General features: G+C 43.4%; 12 protein-coding genes. 2 read left to right on the top strand and 10 right to left on the bottom strand.

Features of this window, described 5'->3' with window-relative positions:
* Positions 1–136 precede the first annotated feature (136 nt).
* A complete protein-coding gene (gene rlmD, locus FTX54_RS05145) occupies positions 137–1,522 on the bottom strand; it encodes a 23S rRNA (uracil(1939)-C(5))-methyltransferase RlmD (protein WP_147804001.1) in 1,386 nt (461 codons plus the stop codon).
* A 114-nt stretch (positions 1,523–1,636) separates the two neighbouring features.
* On the opposite strand from rlmD, the gene FTX54_RS05140 reads away from it, so the two are divergent.
* Positions 1,637–2,623, top strand: a complete 987-nt coding sequence (locus FTX54_RS05140) for an SEC-C domain-containing protein (protein WP_187254566.1) — start codon at positions 1,637–1,639, stop codon at positions 2,621–2,623.
* Positions 2,624–3,797: 1,174 nt separating this feature from the next.
* Here FTX54_RS05140 and FTX54_RS05135 read toward each other — a convergent pair.
* From FTX54_RS05135 to FTX54_RS05125, 3 genes are all read right to left on the bottom strand, one after another.
* On the bottom strand, positions 3,798–4,754 hold the full coding sequence (locus FTX54_RS05135; protein ID WP_147803998.1) for a sugar-binding transcriptional regulator: 957 nt from the start codon (positions 4,752–4,754) through the stop codon (positions 3,798–3,800).
* Positions 4,755–5,148: 394 nt separating this feature from the next.
* Positions 5,149–5,820, bottom strand: a complete 672-nt coding sequence (gene deoC / locus FTX54_RS05130; RefSeq protein WP_147803997.1) for a deoxyribose-phosphate aldolase — start codon at positions 5,818–5,820, stop codon at positions 5,149–5,151.
* 162 nt (positions 5,821–5,982) lie between these two features.
* Entirely contained in the window at positions 5,983–7,236 is a 1,254-nt protein-coding gene (locus tag FTX54_RS05125; protein ID WP_147803996.1) for a NupC/NupG family nucleoside CNT transporter, read from the bottom strand.
* Positions 7,237–7,712: 476 nt separating this feature from the next.
* On the opposite strand from FTX54_RS05125, the gene FTX54_RS05120 reads away from it, so the two are divergent.
* Positions 7,713–8,159 carry a DUF948 domain-containing protein gene (locus tag FTX54_RS05120; RefSeq protein ID WP_147803995.1) on the top strand — a complete coding sequence of 149 codons (447 nt, stop codon included), beginning with the start codon at positions 7,713–7,715 and terminating at the stop codon, positions 8,157–8,159.
* A 41-nt stretch (positions 8,160–8,200) separates the two neighbouring features.
* Here the strand turns inward: FTX54_RS05120 and FTX54_RS05115 are convergent, their stop codons facing one another.
* The 6 genes from FTX54_RS05115 to FTX54_RS05090 form a co-directional block, all read right to left on the bottom strand.
* On the bottom strand, positions 8,201–9,121 hold the full coding sequence (locus FTX54_RS05115; RefSeq protein ID WP_147804149.1) for a diacylglycerol kinase: 921 nt from the start codon (positions 9,119–9,121) through the stop codon (positions 8,201–8,203).
* A 745-nt stretch (positions 9,122–9,866) separates the two neighbouring features.
* Entirely contained in the window at positions 9,867–10,307 is a 441-nt protein-coding gene (locus FTX54_RS05110) for a hypothetical protein (protein ID WP_187254565.1), read from the bottom strand.
* 932 nt (positions 10,308–11,239) lie between these two features.
* Positions 11,240–12,673, bottom strand: a complete 1,434-nt coding sequence (gene gatB, locus FTX54_RS05105; RefSeq protein ID WP_147803993.1) for an Asp-tRNA(Asn)/Glu-tRNA(Gln) amidotransferase subunit GatB — start codon at positions 12,671–12,673, stop codon at positions 11,240–11,242.
* Positions 12,670–14,148 carry an Asp-tRNA(Asn)/Glu-tRNA(Gln) amidotransferase subunit GatA gene (gatA, locus tag FTX54_RS05100; RefSeq protein ID WP_147803992.1) on the bottom strand — a complete coding sequence of 493 codons (1,479 nt, stop codon included), beginning with the start codon at positions 14,146–14,148 and terminating at the stop codon, positions 12,670–12,672. Before gatA ends, gatB begins: the two co-directional genes overlap by 4 nt.
* Before the next feature lie 11 nt (positions 14,149–14,159).
* On the bottom strand, positions 14,160–14,450 hold the full coding sequence (gatC, locus tag FTX54_RS05095) for an Asp-tRNA(Asn)/Glu-tRNA(Gln) amidotransferase subunit GatC (RefSeq protein WP_147803991.1): 291 nt from the start codon (positions 14,448–14,450) through the stop codon (positions 14,160–14,162).
* Positions 14,451–14,596: 146 nt separating this feature from the next.
* The gene (locus FTX54_RS05090; protein ID WP_147803990.1) at positions 14,597–15,697 is read right to left on the bottom strand and encodes an S-layer homology domain-containing protein; all 1,101 of its coding nucleotides are present in this window, start codon (positions 15,695–15,697) and stop codon (positions 14,597–14,599) included.
* Between the last annotated feature and the right edge of the window lie 168 nt (positions 15,698–15,865).

Raw genomic sequence — 15,865 nt, 5'->3', positions numbered from 1 at the left:
AAAATTTATTTCAATTAATAACAAGAAACCTACCTGATTATTTCCTGGTAGGTTTCTTGTTTGTTTCTGTTCATTCGTAAGGAAGTTTCGCATCATTTTTAGAGAGAGCTGGTTCATTAGTGTGTTATTTAACTTTTTACAACTCGACTACTTCCTTCTTTTCCAGCCATGTCACACATTCCACGTGGGTTGTATGCGGGAACATATCCACAGGCTGTACTTCTTTTGCTTCGTAGCCTTTTTCCTCCAGATATTTCAGGTCACGTGCGAGCGTAGCCGGGTTGCAGGAAACGTAGACAATCCGCTCCGGGGTCATTTCTGCTATTGACTGCAGCAGCTTTTCATCACAGCCTTTACGGGGAGGGTCAACGACAATAACATCCGCATTCATCCCCTGCGCGCGCCACCATGGCATAATGTTTTCTGCCTCACCAACATAAAATTCAGCATTTTCGATGTGATTAAGCTTGGCGTTCTCTTTAGCATCCGTTACAGCCTCGGGCACTACTTCCACGCCGTAAACGTGTTTGGCTCGACGGGCAAGAAACAAACTGATCGTGCCGATACCGCAGTAGGCATCGATCACATTTTCCTTTCCCGTAAGCCGCGCAAACTCCAGCGCTTTTTCATAAAGGACTCTCGTCTGTAACGGATTGATTTGATAAAAGGAACGAGGAGAAATCGCAAACCGGATGTTGTCAATTTCATCATAAATGACGCCTTCTCCCCACATAATCTCAGTCTGGTCACCAAAAATAACGTTCGTCCGTTTCGGATTCACATTATGAACGAGCGAAACAAGGTTCGGAAATTCCTCTTTCATCCGCCGGATAATATGCTTTTTATTTGGTAATGTTTTGTCTTTCGTAATCAGCACAATCATCAGCTGGTCTGTCGTTTGGGCATGACGGATGACGACGTGCCTCAGCTGTCCTTTATGAGTCTTATCATCATACCCGCGGATACCATATTCCGCAGCAAGCTGTTTCACAAATCTGACAGCGCGGTCTGCATCTTCATGCTGAATCAGACACTCTTCCATATCCACTATCGTGTGGCTCCGCTCTGCATAGAACCCAGCTGCTATTTTTCCATTTTGTTCACTTACCGGAACCTGCGATTTATTCCTATATCTCCACGGCTCCTCCATTCCGAGCGTAGGATGAACTGTTAAATTACCCAGCCCTCCAATACGGACCATTGTTTCCTGCACCTGCTTCTGTTTATAGGCAAGCTGGCCATTGTAGCTCAGGTGCTGCAGCTGACAGCCGCCGCACTGATTAAAGATCGAACAAGGCGGCTCGGTCCGTTCTTTACTTTCCTTAATTATTTCCGTTAAACGGCCGAAACCGAAATTTTTCTTTGTATGAATTACTTTAATAAGACCGGTTTCACCCGGAAGCGCTCTTTTTACGAAAAGCGGATAGCCGTCTACTTTAGCTACACCTGCTCCGTCATGTGTTAAGTCCTCAAATGTAACACGTACATAATCATTTTTCTGGACTGGAATTTGTCTGCTCATATTTACTATCCTTTCTCATTCAGGTGAATTGATTGTACCATATCGGCAAGCTTGAAAAAATTGCTTAAAATGATATGATTAACGAGACAAATGAAGGACAATGAGGTGAAAGAAATGGCTGCTCTGAAAAGAAATGATCCATGCCCCTGCGGCAGCGGGAAAAAGTACAAAAAATGCTGTCTGAAGAAGCTAAATACGAAATCGCGCTTTGACGAAAAGGATCAGCGTGACTTTAATGAACTTCTCCCTAAAGTATTTGACTACAGTAAAAATTTCGATGAAGAAATTAAACCTGCCTTCGAACAGAAAAATGCCGCTTTGGGCTCTCTGGAAAGCTCTGATGCAAAAGCCTTTTCTCAGCTTCTGTACCATTGGATGCTGTTCAATTGGAAAAATGATAACAATAAAACGGTGCTTGATTCTTTCCTAAAAGAGTTTAAAGATAACTATTCCTCCTCCTTCCAGAAGTTTTTAAAAGACTGGATGAAATTGGAACCGCGCTTTTTTTATATTATTTATACAGATAAGGAATACATTGCATTAAAAGATATGTGGGACGATAAAACGCAGACGATCCATAAAACGCCTGTTTCTGAAAATATTGAAGCCGGTCAGTACATCACAGGCTACCTTTATCCTGCTCCGGAAGGACCTTCACTCGGAAACGATGCTTTACAGCTCCCGCCAAGGCTTGCAGAAGCTTTTCATAAAGAATGTCTTACAGCAGGCCTCAAAAAACAAAAGCGTTTTACAAAACAGTTTGATCTGATGCTCCAGCTGCTCAGCATACTTGTTAAGCATGGAACGGAACAGCCAGCAGAATATACGTCTATTCTCGATAAACTTGAAATAGATTCGAAACAAAACTTCACTGCAGCTGCGATTAAAATACGGGAATACCTTCGTGAAAACAATCCGCGTGTTAATAAACCGGAAGCTTTCGCGGCCGCCCTTGATTACTGGATAGGGATTCATGTAGATAAAGAGAAATTCATCTCTCAAAAAGCTGCCGCAAAAAAATACAGCGTAGCGGCAACTACTGTATCTTCCCGCTACAAACAATTATCCAATCCCCAAAAACTGGAGACTACTGTGCAATAAGAGGGAAGCATGGAACGTTCTCTTTCACTGAAAAGGCCTATCAATAAAAATTTTATCTACCCTGTTAAAGATTAGGCCGGCTTTGAAAAAGTATAGAAGCGATGAACGTCCACTGTCGTTTCCAAGGGGTGCTTTCACTTTTCTTAACGTAAGAGCTCCGCCCTTTAACAAAGCTAAAGATTAAGCTATATTGAAAATAAAGTAAAGAAGCGTTAAACGGTCGCTTTCGTTTCCATGGGGACGCTTTCCGGGCGGGCCGGTCTCATTAATCCCTTCCTCCCTGCGGTCGTGCGGGATGGATCTTCGGCTCGTCCTTCATCGCCCCGGAGTCGCCCCATGTGCCCTGCAGCTTACGGTAAATAGACAGAGCAGCATCTGCCTCCTAATAAAGAAGATCGCTTTTGATCATCATTTATTCCACCTGTATAAAGGGGAAGTTTCATTCGTATAGAAGGCCATCTTTTCCCCTCATGGTGCAAGACTTTTGCATGAGTGCTCCATTAAAGCTCCGTGTTGTTTTTGGAGTGTCTGCGCATCTTCCGTATGCCGCGGAGAAAGCATGTGGCTTCCCTGACGTTTGGGAAAGCTTCTTCCGCAGGCACCCCCGGCCTGACACCGGTTTTTACGGCACGAAAAATATCATTGATGAAAAGAAGAATTGCTGTTATTTCCGTGAAGAAAAAACGAAGCGGAAGCCAGTGGAAGAAGGAGGTCGGAAGATCCACCAGGGCGTAAACCGGAGATCTCCTTCACTGTAGAACTGAAGCGGAGTCTCTACATGTATCAACAACAGACTCGGTACTACGCAAACTTAGTGGTATGAAATTATATTTTCCAATAAATATAAAATGAGAAAATTATCTCAAACCGCTCATGCCTGTTGCTGCGGCTTTTAAAGAAAGGAAGCAGACTGTAAATGATAAAGAACAGGAATGATTCACTTTATATGTGTAAGAGCCACAGACTTTAACAAAACTAAAGATTAAAAGGAGGCTGTCTCATAAGGTATATCGAGACAGTTTTGAAAGCACGCGCGGAGCCGGATAAGGTGTTAAAAAGCCTGATAGACAGGGATTTGTCTATCAGGCTTTTCTCTGTGCGATGCCCTGCCCCTATCCTTATGGGACATCTCTTTTATTAACTTGCTTTGTATAAAGTTTTCCAATGCGATTAGTTAAACTGTTTCTTCTACTCTTTCCACAAGGACCTGCGCCGTATATTTATCTGTAATAAGGACATTGGCGTACCTGCCATTCAGTGCCCCTATAATACCTTCCGCTTTTCTCATCCCGCCTGCGACCAGCACCGACTGTTCTTTGTTCCGCAGATGCTTCAATTCCACACCTATCGTTCTCGCATCAATATCCTCATCACATATGTTGCCTTGAACATCGATCATTCGAGAGCAGATATCACCTACTGCCTCTTTGTTTTTCAGAACTTTTACATCTTCTCCGGTTAAGTAATCCGCTTTTACGAGAGCTGATTCTTCATTTCTTTCTCCGACTGTGAAAAGCGCAATGTTAGCTTTTATTCCAAGTTCTAAAACGTGACGTATGTGTCTGTCGCTCACAATCGCCTGTTTCACTACTACATGATCAACTACTGCTGGAAGAGGCAGAAAATGAGGAGAAGTATTAAAGGCTCGGCCGAGATAATTAAGTATTTCAGCTGCATATGTATTCGTTTCCGAGTAGCTCACTCCTCCGTTGAGCTGAGTGACGTGAACATTATGGACACTTTTCTGCTCTACATGTCTGGCAACTTCGTGTAAAGTCGTCCCCCATGTTGCTCCAATGATATCCCCATCTTTCACTATAGCATGCAAGTATTCAGCTGCTTTACGTCCGATTTCTTCTTTAATGACCTGTTCATCATTTAAAGGGGCATCTGCTATAACACATTCTTTTAATTGATAGTGTTCTTTAAGTGCTTCTTCCAACTGCTCTACTCCTTTATGTGGATCGACGATGCGAATCTGCACGATCCCTTTATCCTTTGCTTCCTGAAGCAGCCTGGAAACAGAAGGACGTGAAATACCGAGCTCTTTTGCGATAACCTGCTGGCTGTAATCGAGCTGGTAATACATTTTGGCAGCTTTCACTACACGGGAAAGTTTATCTTTAGCCACTGTTATCTACCTCCAACTATTCGAACTAATGTGTAATATTATGTGAACATCATTTCATATTCTGGATAAAATTGCAATAAAAAAACTTCAAAATTAACGCTGTCAATTCAAGTATGACAGCGTTCTCAGCGGATCATACGCAGCCTCTGAAGTGTGAATTTCCTTCAGAGTAAGAATGAACTTCATCAGAACCGGTACTGCCGGATCTTCGTGTAAAGCAGAATAGACTGCAATATCCTTAAAAAAACAGCCTCCTTAAAAGCTGCTGCTTAAAAGAGACCGTTTTCCAACCGTATTTTAATTTTCTGCTTCCAGAAAAAAGACAACTGCTGCCAACCGCTCTGATCAGAAGTTATCCTAAAAAGCGTTAGTTCCTATACAGCTTCTGCTGATTTTAATAGTCGCCGGACACCTTCTCTCCTTTAACTATCTGAACACCTGCACTCGCACCGATACGGGTCGCACCTGCTTTCACCATATCTTCAGCATCCTGAAGTGTTTTCACTCCCCCTGAAGCTTTGACACCAGCTTTATCTCCCACTGCTTTACGCATAAGTTCTACATCTTCAATCGTAGCAGCTCCAAAAGAAAAGCCAGTGGAAGTTTTTACGAAGTCGAGTCCTGCCTTAAGAGCAATATCGCAGGCAGTACGTTTCTCTTCATCAGTTAATAGACAGGTTTCCAAAATCACTTTTGTAAGCGCTCTTCCTTCAGCTGCTTCCTGAACGGCACGCATATCCTCTTCCACTAAATCAACATTGCCCTGCTTTAATGCTCCAATATTTAATACCATATCAATTTCGGTCGCTCCGTTTTCAATTGCATTTTTCGTTTCAAATGCTTTTACTTCAGGAGTATTGGCTCCAAGTGGAAAGCCCACTACTGTACATACGTCAACTTTCGTCCCTTTTAATTCAGAAGCGGACTTTTTCACCCAGGTTGGTGTCACGCATACAGAAGCAAAATTATATTCTGCTGCTTCCTGGCACAGCTTAACAATTTGGTCTTCTGTTGTTTCCGGTTTTAATAAAGTGTGATCAATAATAGATGCGATGGATTTTGTCATAAATATTCTCTCCTTTTATAGTTTAAAGATGATAAAAGCTTTATATGAAAGGGGGGTCGATCCTTGCTTTCTTTTTGAATACTGCCCTTCTGCAGTAGAAGGACAGTATTATTTAAGCGAAGCCGAACTTTAAAAACAACCTGCTCGTAAAGCGGAGGAAAGTTAAAAGAACATTCCTGCAATAGAAGCATTTAAAAGCGACGCCAGCATCCCTGCAAAAATTGCTTTTATACCAAGCTGAGCAATATCCCCTCGCCGGCTTGGAGCAAGTTTACCAAGACCGCCGAGCAGAATTCCCAGAGAAGCAATATTAGCAAATCCACAAAGCGCAAAGCTGACTACGAGAACGGTTTTCGGATCAAGATTTTCAATTTCCGGAGCGAATGTCGCATAAGCAACAAATTCGTTCAGAACGAGCTTTTGACCGATATAGGTTCCCGCCTGCAGTGCTTCTGCCCAAGGAACCCCGATTGCAAAAGCAATTGGTGCGAAGAAGAATCCGAGAATGTTTTCCAGCGTCAGTCCGCTGATTTCAAAACCGGAACCAAACCATCCGATAACATAGTTCAAGGCTGTCTGGACAACTCCCAGACCTCCATTGGCCAGAGCAACAAGCGCGATAAAAGCAAGCAGCATCGCACCGATGTTTAATGCCAGCTGCAGTCCGGTACTGGCACCGCGGGCAGCTGCGTCAACGACGTTGTATGATTCATTATCGTCGTCCATTTCAACCGGCTGATGATCGGAGGAAGCTTCCGGAGTTGTTTCCGGTAAAATCATTTTTGCCATAACCAGTCCTGACGGTGCAGCCATAAAGCTGGCTGCAAGCAGGTATTCGAGAGGAACACCAAGCTGGGAATAACCGACGAGTACCGACCCTGCTACCGAGGCAAGTCCACCGGTCATAACAGCAAAAAGCTCTGAGCGTGTCATTGTCGGTAAAAAGGGTTTAACGACAAGCGGCGCTTCCGTCTGACCTACAAAGATATTGGCAGAAGCCGATAAAGACTCTGTTCTGCTTGTCCCGAGAAGCCATGATAAAGCTCCGCCGATGATTTTAATGAAAAACTGCATAATTCCTAAGTAGTATAAAACTGAGATCAATGATGAAAAGAAAATAATGATAGTTAATACCTGAAAAGCGAACACCATCCCTATTCCTTCAGCTTCAAAAAGCCCTCCGAATAGAAAATCGATTCCTTCATCCGTATAACCGATGATGGCGTTAACAACGTTTGTGAAAGCAAACAGCGCCTCCTGGCCTACCGTTGAATAAAGAACAATGTAAGCAAAAAGAATTTGAATTGAGATACCGACTAATATTGTCCTCGGCTTAATTGCTTTTTTGTTTTCTGAAATTAGAAAAGCAATCGCCAGAACAGTGACAATTCCCAGTAGTCCCCAAAGAATATTCATGATGTCCCCTCCAATAATTATATGTTCTTATCTTGTTGGCAAAGTAACTATAACAAATTTTTTAAACAATTGTAAACGTTTTTTTAATCATTATTTCAAAAACTATACGATTATCCTAAACCGGATTGTTTATTCCTTTTGCAAAGCGGGTATTTAATATGTGTCGAAACATTTCATATAAAGGAGGTTGCTCTTTCCACTTTCATTAATCATGAACACCGGGTGGGAATATCTTTGATTAACATCGAATGTACTTTTTATTACTTTCTTTTCCCCGCCCGCAGAAAAACCTTAGCATTTTGACCCATGAGAGCGGTCAACTGATACCAATTTCAGGCTGGTATCCTTTTTCTTCCTTTCTTCATTAAGGTCGGAAGGCGGGCCTGAATGAATTTCTATTTTGAATAGCTTGATTTAATTGGAAAATAACGTGATAATTAGAGTACGTACAAAATTTTTGAAAAGAGGTGCTACATATGGACTGGATTGGAATTGGAGTATTTATAATTGCCGTGGCGCTGCTCATCGGAGTATTATTCTTACTTCCTGTACTGAAGAAACTTGCAGACACCCTTGGCAACACAGCCGAAACTGTGCTTACACTAAACAAAAGCCTCGGGGAAATGACAAGCGAAACTTCCCTTATTCTCTACAACACGAATGAAACACTGGTTGATTTAAATACTAAAATCGGTAAGCTTAACCCTTTATTTGACATTATTCATGATACCGGAGAAGCTGCCCATCATCTGACGGGTACTCTTGCAAGCTACACTTCCGTTAAGCATGACCGTGCTGAAGCAGGTATCAACTTTATTGACAAGAAAGATCTTGAAGGGATTATGCGCGGTGCAGCCTTCATCTATTACCTTCGTCAGGTAAAGAGAGAATCTGACCGGCAGGTGGAAAGTAAAGTCGTATAACGAAAAAAGCTGTTCCCGGAACGAAACCGGGAACAGCTTTTTTATGGTTTTTCATCTACTTGGAAACAGGTGTGGTGACGATCGGGAACCATCATTGTAATGTGGCGGTAGTGATTCAAGAATTTTTCTTTCAGCGTTCCTCCGTGCTCGCCATCGAGATTCAACTGCAGCTCATCTGCTGCCTGAATATCAATCTCCGAAGCCTGGACATAGAGAACACTCTCATCATTCAGATGCTCCCCGCGCAGGGCAGCTCCGGTGAGTCTAGCAACATCAGCGAGGTTCGTCTTTTTAACAATGATTAAATCAAAAAGCCCGTCATCCAGGTAGGCTTTGGGAGCCAATTTTTCGAAGCCTCCTACAGAATTCGTATTGCATACGAGAAACAGCATAATTTCTCCTTCAAAACTCCTGCCGTCATAATTTATTTTTACAGCAGTAGGTTTAATACGCGGCAGTTTTTCAAATCCTTTCACATAATAGGCCATCTGCCCCATCATCGTTTTAAGCTTGCTCGGAACTTCGTAGGTAAGTTCGGTCAAAGTTCCGGCGCCCGCAATATTCATAAAATATTTTCGACCTACGCTTCCTATATCAATTTTTCGTTCTTTCCCGGATACAAGCGTTTCGCAGGCTTCGATTATATTTTTCGGAATATTAAGCGCTCTCGCAAAATCATTCGTCGTTCCGCCGGGAAGAAGGCCGAGCAGCGGCCTGAATTCCTGATCTGCCATTCCGTTAATGACTTCGTGAATCGTTCCGTCTCCTCCGGCAGCTATTATAAAATCAAATTCTCTTTCACAGGCTTTCGCAGCCGCTTTTTTTGCACAGTCGGGTCCGGTAGTAGCATGTGTGGAAGTTTCATAGCCTGCTTGTTCCAGTTTTTCCAATATGTAAGGCAGATGTCTTTTCACTTGCTCTCTGCCTGATGTCGGGTTGTAAATAAGCCTAGCTTTTTTCACCATTGAATATCCCCCATATTTCTCATCAGTGTCATTCAGCTAAGTATACCATAGTAACCTGAAGACAAGCACACAAATGAAAGCGGCCCCCTGCCTGTCTGTTTCAACAGTACAAAGAGCCGCTTATGTTATCGTTTCATCATCCATTAAGGTCTGCGTTCCCTCCTTTGACAGTTTTCTGAAGCTAGGTAACTGTGGTGTGGATCGATCGCATAACCCCTTTCTTTGTGTACTAGCAATGTGTTATTGCTTAAAACTAACTCTACATCATTAATTATTTATTGTAAATATTCAGAATAGTTAATTTAAGCAAAGTATTTTCCTGTATCCTCTATTATTCTAGTACATACTTCTTTTATCTCTTTTTTAAATTTTTTTATGTTTGGCAACTTTGAAAATAATTCATTTATATATGTTGAACTTAATAAATAGGTTCCGTTTCTTTAACCAGCCGATTTCGTTTCCATGGGGACGCTTTCCGGGCGGGCCGGCCTCAGCTAATCCCTTCCTTCCTGCGGTCAATGCGCGGGTGGGGTTCGTCCTTTATCACCCCGCAGAAGCCCTAGATGGTCTCCAGCTTACGGTAAATAAGACAGTGCAGAAACCAATTATTAAGTTCAATATATAGATCCTTTATTTTCGAGAAAACCAACCAGAAAATGCGTCAGGACGGGAAATCATCCTGACGCACTTCGCCACTTATAAACAACTGCATTCTGATTTTGAAAACATCCGTTGTTTGTTTTTACGCATTCACGCGTACACGCGGCTGTTTATATTTTCTAATCGAACGGAGCATCATTGTATAAAGAAGTCTCGACCCTAAAGTAATACTCATAATAACTACAGCCAGTCCGATCGCTGAAAAAGCAATATCAGATATAGTAGTACTTATTGCTGCCATATACATGGCGAATAAAACAATCTGTACAGCTGTAATGAAATAAGGATACATGATACGTTTCACCCTTCTCTGCACCTTTACAAGCTTAAGCCAGTCTATAATCTGAACGGGAATTACCCACAAAAACGTAGCAAAGGAAAACATAAGCAGAGCGGACCAGGAGTAAACAATAATTTCCCCGCCGAGTACAGCCGAGGTCATTTGGATAAGGAGGGCAATACCAACAATCAATAAACCTGTATATACACTCGTACGAATAATCAAAGCCATTAGAAATTTCATAAAGAGTTGTCTCAACCTTTCTCTGCCTTTATGTTTAAAACACATGTACATGATTATAAAGGCCCCGGTTGTTTATGTAAAACGCCCCTATCTGCTCTATAAAGCCATCCATCACCTTCAGAAGTCATTGCAGTCTCTCTAATGGCAGAATAGCTTTTATATCTCCGGGATAAAGCGCTTTCCCTGCTCCTATTGGAGATTCCTGTTTCTTTATGTAATCGAATCATTTTATAAACATGGTATACGGCTGCTTTGTTGGATGATTTAAACAAATAGCTGCTCAGAAAATAAAGGATAGAAGCGATAAACGTGCGCCTTCATTTCCATGAGCGCGCCAGAAAAGCGCCCGATGGAAACGAAAGCGTTTGTTTACTGAAGCGGAAACGAATTATTCAGTTCAACATATACATATGTTTTATTTTCAATCCAGCCATACAAAAAACGTCATGACGCTTTTCCCGTCATGACGTTTTCAGGTTGTTTACAAAGTAATTTTTCTGTATAAGTATACAGTTGGCTGTTTCCGCTTTCGAAGAGTCGCTTTGCGGAGAGAACTCTCTAAGCCGACCTGCCTTTCATAAAACAAAGAATCGTTCTTCCGAAGTCATCCTTCTACAGCTCCAGCATCTGAACAAAAAGAAAGACTTTGCTTTAAACACAAGCGTACTACAGGTTTCTCCTATAAAAAAAGAGGATTTTCTCTGCAGTGTCCGGCGGGGACGCCAGTGGGGTTAAAGCGCCGTCTGAAAATCCTTTCCAATGCAGTGAAGCATTGGAAATAGCTGAAGACAAGCCCCACGGCAAGCTTCCGCCGGTAAGCGGAGGAGAAAATACAAGGAATCGAATACATATACTTCTTTCTTTACTTAATCAACACTCTGAAAACGTCATGACGCTTTTACCGGCATGACGTTTTCAAATTTAAAAATGTTTTATCTTTTATCTATTTCTTCTTTCAATAGTTCATTCACGAGCTGCGGGTTGGCTTTTCCTTTGGAAATTTTCATGACCTGGCCGACTAGAAAACCAATCGCTTTGTCTTTACCGTTTTTATAATCCTCAATGGACTGGCTGTTTTGATCCAGGGCATCGTTGACCATTTTACGGACCGTTTCAGAATCACTGATCTGGACGAGCCCTTTATCTTCTACAATTTGTTGAGGGTCCCCGCCTTTTTCAATCAATTCTTTGAAAACTTTCTTAGCAATTTTCGAAGAAATTGTTCCTTTTTCAATCAGGTTAATCATATCCACAAGCGCCTGAGGAGTTAAAGGAATATCTTTCATTTCTTTACCTTCCTGATTCAGGTAGCCGTTCACTTCTCCCATGAGCCAGTTTGAGAGCTGTTTCGGCGTTCCACCAAGCTTTAATGCTTCTTCAAAGAAATCACTCATCGCTTTTTCCTGAGTCAGCACACCGGCATCATAAGCCGGAAGTTCATATTTATTGATATATCTTTCTTTACGGGCATCCGGCAGTTCCGGGATCTCCTCGTGTATGCGGGTTTTCCAATCGTTATCGATATAAAGATTTACAAGATCCGGATCCGGGAAATAACGGTAATCGTCCGATCCTTCCTTTACTCGCATAAGAATCGTTTTTTTCGCTCCTTCATCCCAGCGGCGGGTTTCCTGAAGAATTTCGCCTCCGCTTTCCAATTCCTCTTCCTGGCGTTTTTCTTCATACTCCAACCCTTTTTGAACATGCGTAAAGGAGTTCAGATTTTTAAGCTCAGCCTTCGTTCCAAATTCTTTCTGGCCTTTCGGACGAATTGAGATGTTTGCGTCACAGCGGAGGGAGCCTTCTTCCATTTTACAGTCGGAAACTTCCGTGTACTGCATAATTGCTTTCATTTTTTCCAGGTAGGCATATGCTTCTTCCGGAGTGGTGATATCCGGCTCAGAAACAATTTCCACAAGAGGGGTTCCTACCCGGTTGTAGTCCACGAGAGAATAACCTTCCCCGTCAACATGCGTCAGTTTACCGGCATCCTCTTCCAGGTGCAGGCGCGTAATACCGATCCGTTTCTTTTCCCCGTTTACTTCAATATCGATCCATCCATTTTCTCCTACTGGGCGATCCAGCTGGGAAATCTGGTAAGCTTTCGGATTGTCCGGGTAAAAATAGTTTTTACGATCAAACGTTGTTACGTCCGCTATCTCACAGTTTAATGCCATCGCTGCTTTCATCGCAAATTCCACTGCTCTTTTATTCAGGACCGGTAGTACTCCCGGATGTCCAAGACAGATGGGGCAGGTCTGAGTATTGGGAGGAGCACCAAATTCTGTCGAGCAGCTGCAGAATATTTTCGATTCTGTTTTTAATTCTACGTGGACTTCGAGTCCTATTACCGTTTCATAGCTCATGCTTCTGCCCCTCCTTTAAACTGAGGTTTAACCCGGTGATGCTCTGTAGCCTGTTCATAAGCGTAAGCAGCACGGTAAATCGTCGCCTCGTCAAAATGACGTCCGATAATCTGCAGACCGACCGGCAGACCGTTCGAAAGTCCACAAGGCAGACTGATAGCCGGAACCCCGGCAAGATTCATCGGAATTGTGAGAATATCGTTCGCATACATCGTCATCGGATCGTCTACTTTTTCTCCAAGCTTAAAAGCCGTGGTAGGAGCGGTTGGACCTACTACGATATCAAAATCCAAAAACAGATCCTCAAAATCCTGTTTAATTAACGTCCGGACTCTCTGGGCTTTTTTGTAATAAGCATCATAATAGCCGCTGCTCAGGGCGAAAGTTCCGAGCATTATCCGCCTTTTCACTTCATCACCAAAGCCTTCGCTGCGCGAGCGCTTGTACGTGTCAAGGAGATTGTCCTCCGTCTCCCTCATTCCATAGCGGATCCCGTCAAACCGCGACAGGTTGGAAGAAGCTTCTGAAGAAGCGATCACATAGTAGGCGGACAGAGCAAATTTTGAATGAGGAAGAGAAACTTCTTTACATTCAGCCCCAAGACTTTTTAACGTATCTATCGCTTCTTTGACCCGCTCTCTCACTCCGTCTTCTACACCGTCACCAAGATACTCTTTCGGAACAGCAACTTTCATACCTTTAATATCGCCAGCGAGTGCTTCTGTATACTTTGGAACCGGCTTGTTTACACTCGTAGAATCACGGGTATCGAATCCTGCAATTTTTTCCAGTACATAAGCATTATCTTCGACTGAACGGGTGAGCGGACCGATTTGATCGAGCGAAGAAGCGAAAGCTACAAGACCGAACCGCGAGACTCTTCCATAGGTAGGCTTCATCCCGACCACTCCACAGTAGGAGGCCGGCTCCCTGATTGAACCACCCGTATCTGATCCAAGAGAATAAGGGACTTCTCCCGCTGCGACTGAAGCAGCTGAACCGCCGCTTGATCCTCCTGGAACATGGTCGAGATTCCATGGGTTCCGGACTATTTTATAAGCAGAATTTTCATTTGATGAACCCATCGCAAATTCGTCCATGTTCAGCTTACCGATTGTCACGGATCCAGCGTCGCGAAGTTTTTCGACAACGGTAGCATCATGCACCGGGATAAAGTTTTCAAGAAATTTACTCGCACACGTCGTTTTCAGCCCTTTAGTCACAATGTTGTCCTTTAGTCCAATTGGGAGTCCGAATAATACATCATCTGCTTCAGCTTCCCCGTTCTGCAGGCGGCTGTCCAGCTCACGTGCCCGTTCCAGTGCCTTTTCTTTGTCCAGTCGGAGAAAAGCACCGATTTTATCATCTACTTCTTCTATTCGTCCTAACGACTGTTTAACTAGTTCCTCCACCGTTGTCTGTTGTTTATGTAGACGGTCGTGAAGCTCTTTTAGTGAATAATCAAAAGCTTCCATTTATATGCCTCCTATTCTAATACCGATGGTACTTTCACTTGTCCTTCCTGCTGATCAGGGGCATTTTTCAGAGCGTCGTCCCTCGAAAGGGAAGGTTTTGCTTCATCCTCACGAAGGACGTTGCGTACGTCAAGAACGTGGGATGTCGGCTCCACATTGCCGGTATCTAATTCATTGAGCTGCTGAACGGATTTGATAACTTCGTCAAGCTGCCCTCCAAAATGACTTACTTCTTCTTCTTTCAAATCCAACCGGGCCAGTTCTGCCACGTGGCGGATCTGTTCTTTCGAAATACGTTCCATAGAAATCCTCCTCTTTGCATGTTCACAATAGTATGATGATACCAAAGAAGCTGCTGTTAGGCAATGAGACTGCTGTTCTCAGCTTGCTTTGTACAGCAGGAAAAAACCTGCTGCCAAAGAACAGGCGCAGGTTTTTTCAAATTAATCTACGTCGTCCATTCATCATTAATAACTGCTGTCACGACCCATTCCCCGTTCTCTTCCACCATCACAAGCCTCAGACTCCGCCAGTTCAATTCATTGTCGGTTGCTTCCATGTGGTATTCCACTACCGGCTGGCCGGGATAGACATCACCTGAATTATCAATCGTGCTGCTTCCTCCCTGCCGCTGATTGATAGAGACAGTATCAGCATCAACGTAATCTCTGGAGTAAACAAAGCGGTCGTAATAATCCTGATACGTCATTTCAATATCATCCCCGGTGCCGTCGAAATATCCCCAGTGATAGACGGTATCATCTTCCCACAGACCGGAAGCATCCTCATTGGTGAAGATCTGGTCTTCCTCATCAAGGTAGGCGTAGGGAGAAAACCTCAGTTCTTCAGCAGCTTTAGAAGCTGCAGTATTCATATCTTCCTCAGCAAGCGCTTCTACAAATGCGTCTGCTGCGCTGATAAGTTCCTCCTGAGTTTCCTCATCAATATATCCTTCCACAAACTCTTCAGGATTCATTGCTCTCGCTAAAAAAGTGGAAAACTCCGCTCTCGTCGTATCATTCCCGCTGCGAAACGTCTCGTCCGGGTAACCAACCGCTATCCTGTGACTTGCTAAAGTTCTAATGTAATCAAAATAAAAGTTATCGTCCGAAACGTCAGTAAAATAATGATGAGGTCCGAGCATTTCCAATTCGAAAGCACGTGTCAGTACAGCAGCCATCTGTCCACGCTTCAAAGCGTCCCTCGGTCCGAAATTCGTTCCATATCCCTGCATCCATCCTTCTTCCGTTACTGCAAGGATCTCTTCGTACGCATAGTCTCCTTCTTTCACGTCCGGATAGCCGGCAGGAGGGCGGTTATCCGTCTCCAGATCAAATGCACCGGCAAGCATATCCGCTGTCTGTGCGCGAGTTACCGGATCATTTGGGCGAAACGTACCGTCCATATGACCCTGAATTACTCCTTCCTCTTTCAAAAAACTTATTTCGTCCTCCGCCCAATGATTATCTCCTACGTCCGGAAATGAAACGGCTGCAGCTGTTCCTGACATGAGTAAAAACGACGCAGCACCGATCAAAACATACTTCACTGAAAGAACCCCTTTCTAGTGAATTTCAAGAGGAGGCCGGGCATTAAGGAAGAGGTAAGAAAAGGTCTCTCCTGATAGTATTCCTTTTCCCCTATTATCCTAAACCAAAACGGATGCTCAGCTGGATTTGTCACCTGTCTGCACGCTTTTTATTCCTTATTAAGAGGC

Origin of the sequence: Alkalicoccus halolimnae (assembly GCF_008014775.2) — a bacterium.
GTDB lineage: Bacteria > Bacillota > Bacilli > Bacillales > Salisediminibacteriaceae > Alkalicoccus > Alkalicoccus halolimnae.
This window is presented reverse-complemented; position numbering and strand designations above follow the sequence as displayed.

What these genes read in the sequence shown, in the direction of transcription:
- rlmD (WP_147804001.1), bottom strand. Translation starts at nt 1,522, where the DNA reads ATGAGCAGACAAATTCCAGTCCAGAAAAATGATTATGTACGTGTTACA.
- FTX54_RS05140 (WP_187254566.1), top strand. Translation starts at nt 1,637, where the DNA reads ATGGCTGCTCTGAAAAGAAATGATCCATGCCCCTGCGGCAGCGGGAAA.
- deoC (WP_147803997.1), bottom strand. Translation starts at nt 5,820, where the DNA reads ATGACAAAATCCATCGCATCTATTATTGATCACACTTTATTAAAACCG.
- FTX54_RS05125 (WP_147803996.1), bottom strand. Translation starts at nt 7,236, where the DNA reads ATGAATATTCTTTGGGGACTACTGGGAATTGTCACTGTTCTGGCGATT.
- FTX54_RS05120 (WP_147803995.1), top strand. Translation starts at nt 7,713, where the DNA reads ATGGACTGGATTGGAATTGGAGTATTTATAATTGCCGTGGCGCTGCTC.
- FTX54_RS05110 (WP_187254565.1), bottom strand. Translation starts at nt 10,307, where the DNA reads ATGAAATTTCTAATGGCTTTGATTATTCGTACGAGTGTATATACAGGT.
- gatB (WP_147803993.1), bottom strand. Translation starts at nt 12,673, where the DNA reads ATGAGCTATGAAACGGTAATAGGACTCGAAGTCCACGTAGAATTAAAA.
- gatA (WP_147803992.1), bottom strand. Translation starts at nt 14,148, where the DNA reads ATGGAAGCTTTTGATTATTCACTAAAAGAGCTTCACGACCGTCTACAT.
- gatC (WP_147803991.1), bottom strand. Translation starts at nt 14,450, where the DNA reads ATGGAACGTATTTCGAAAGAACAGATCCGCCACGTGGCAGAACTGGCC.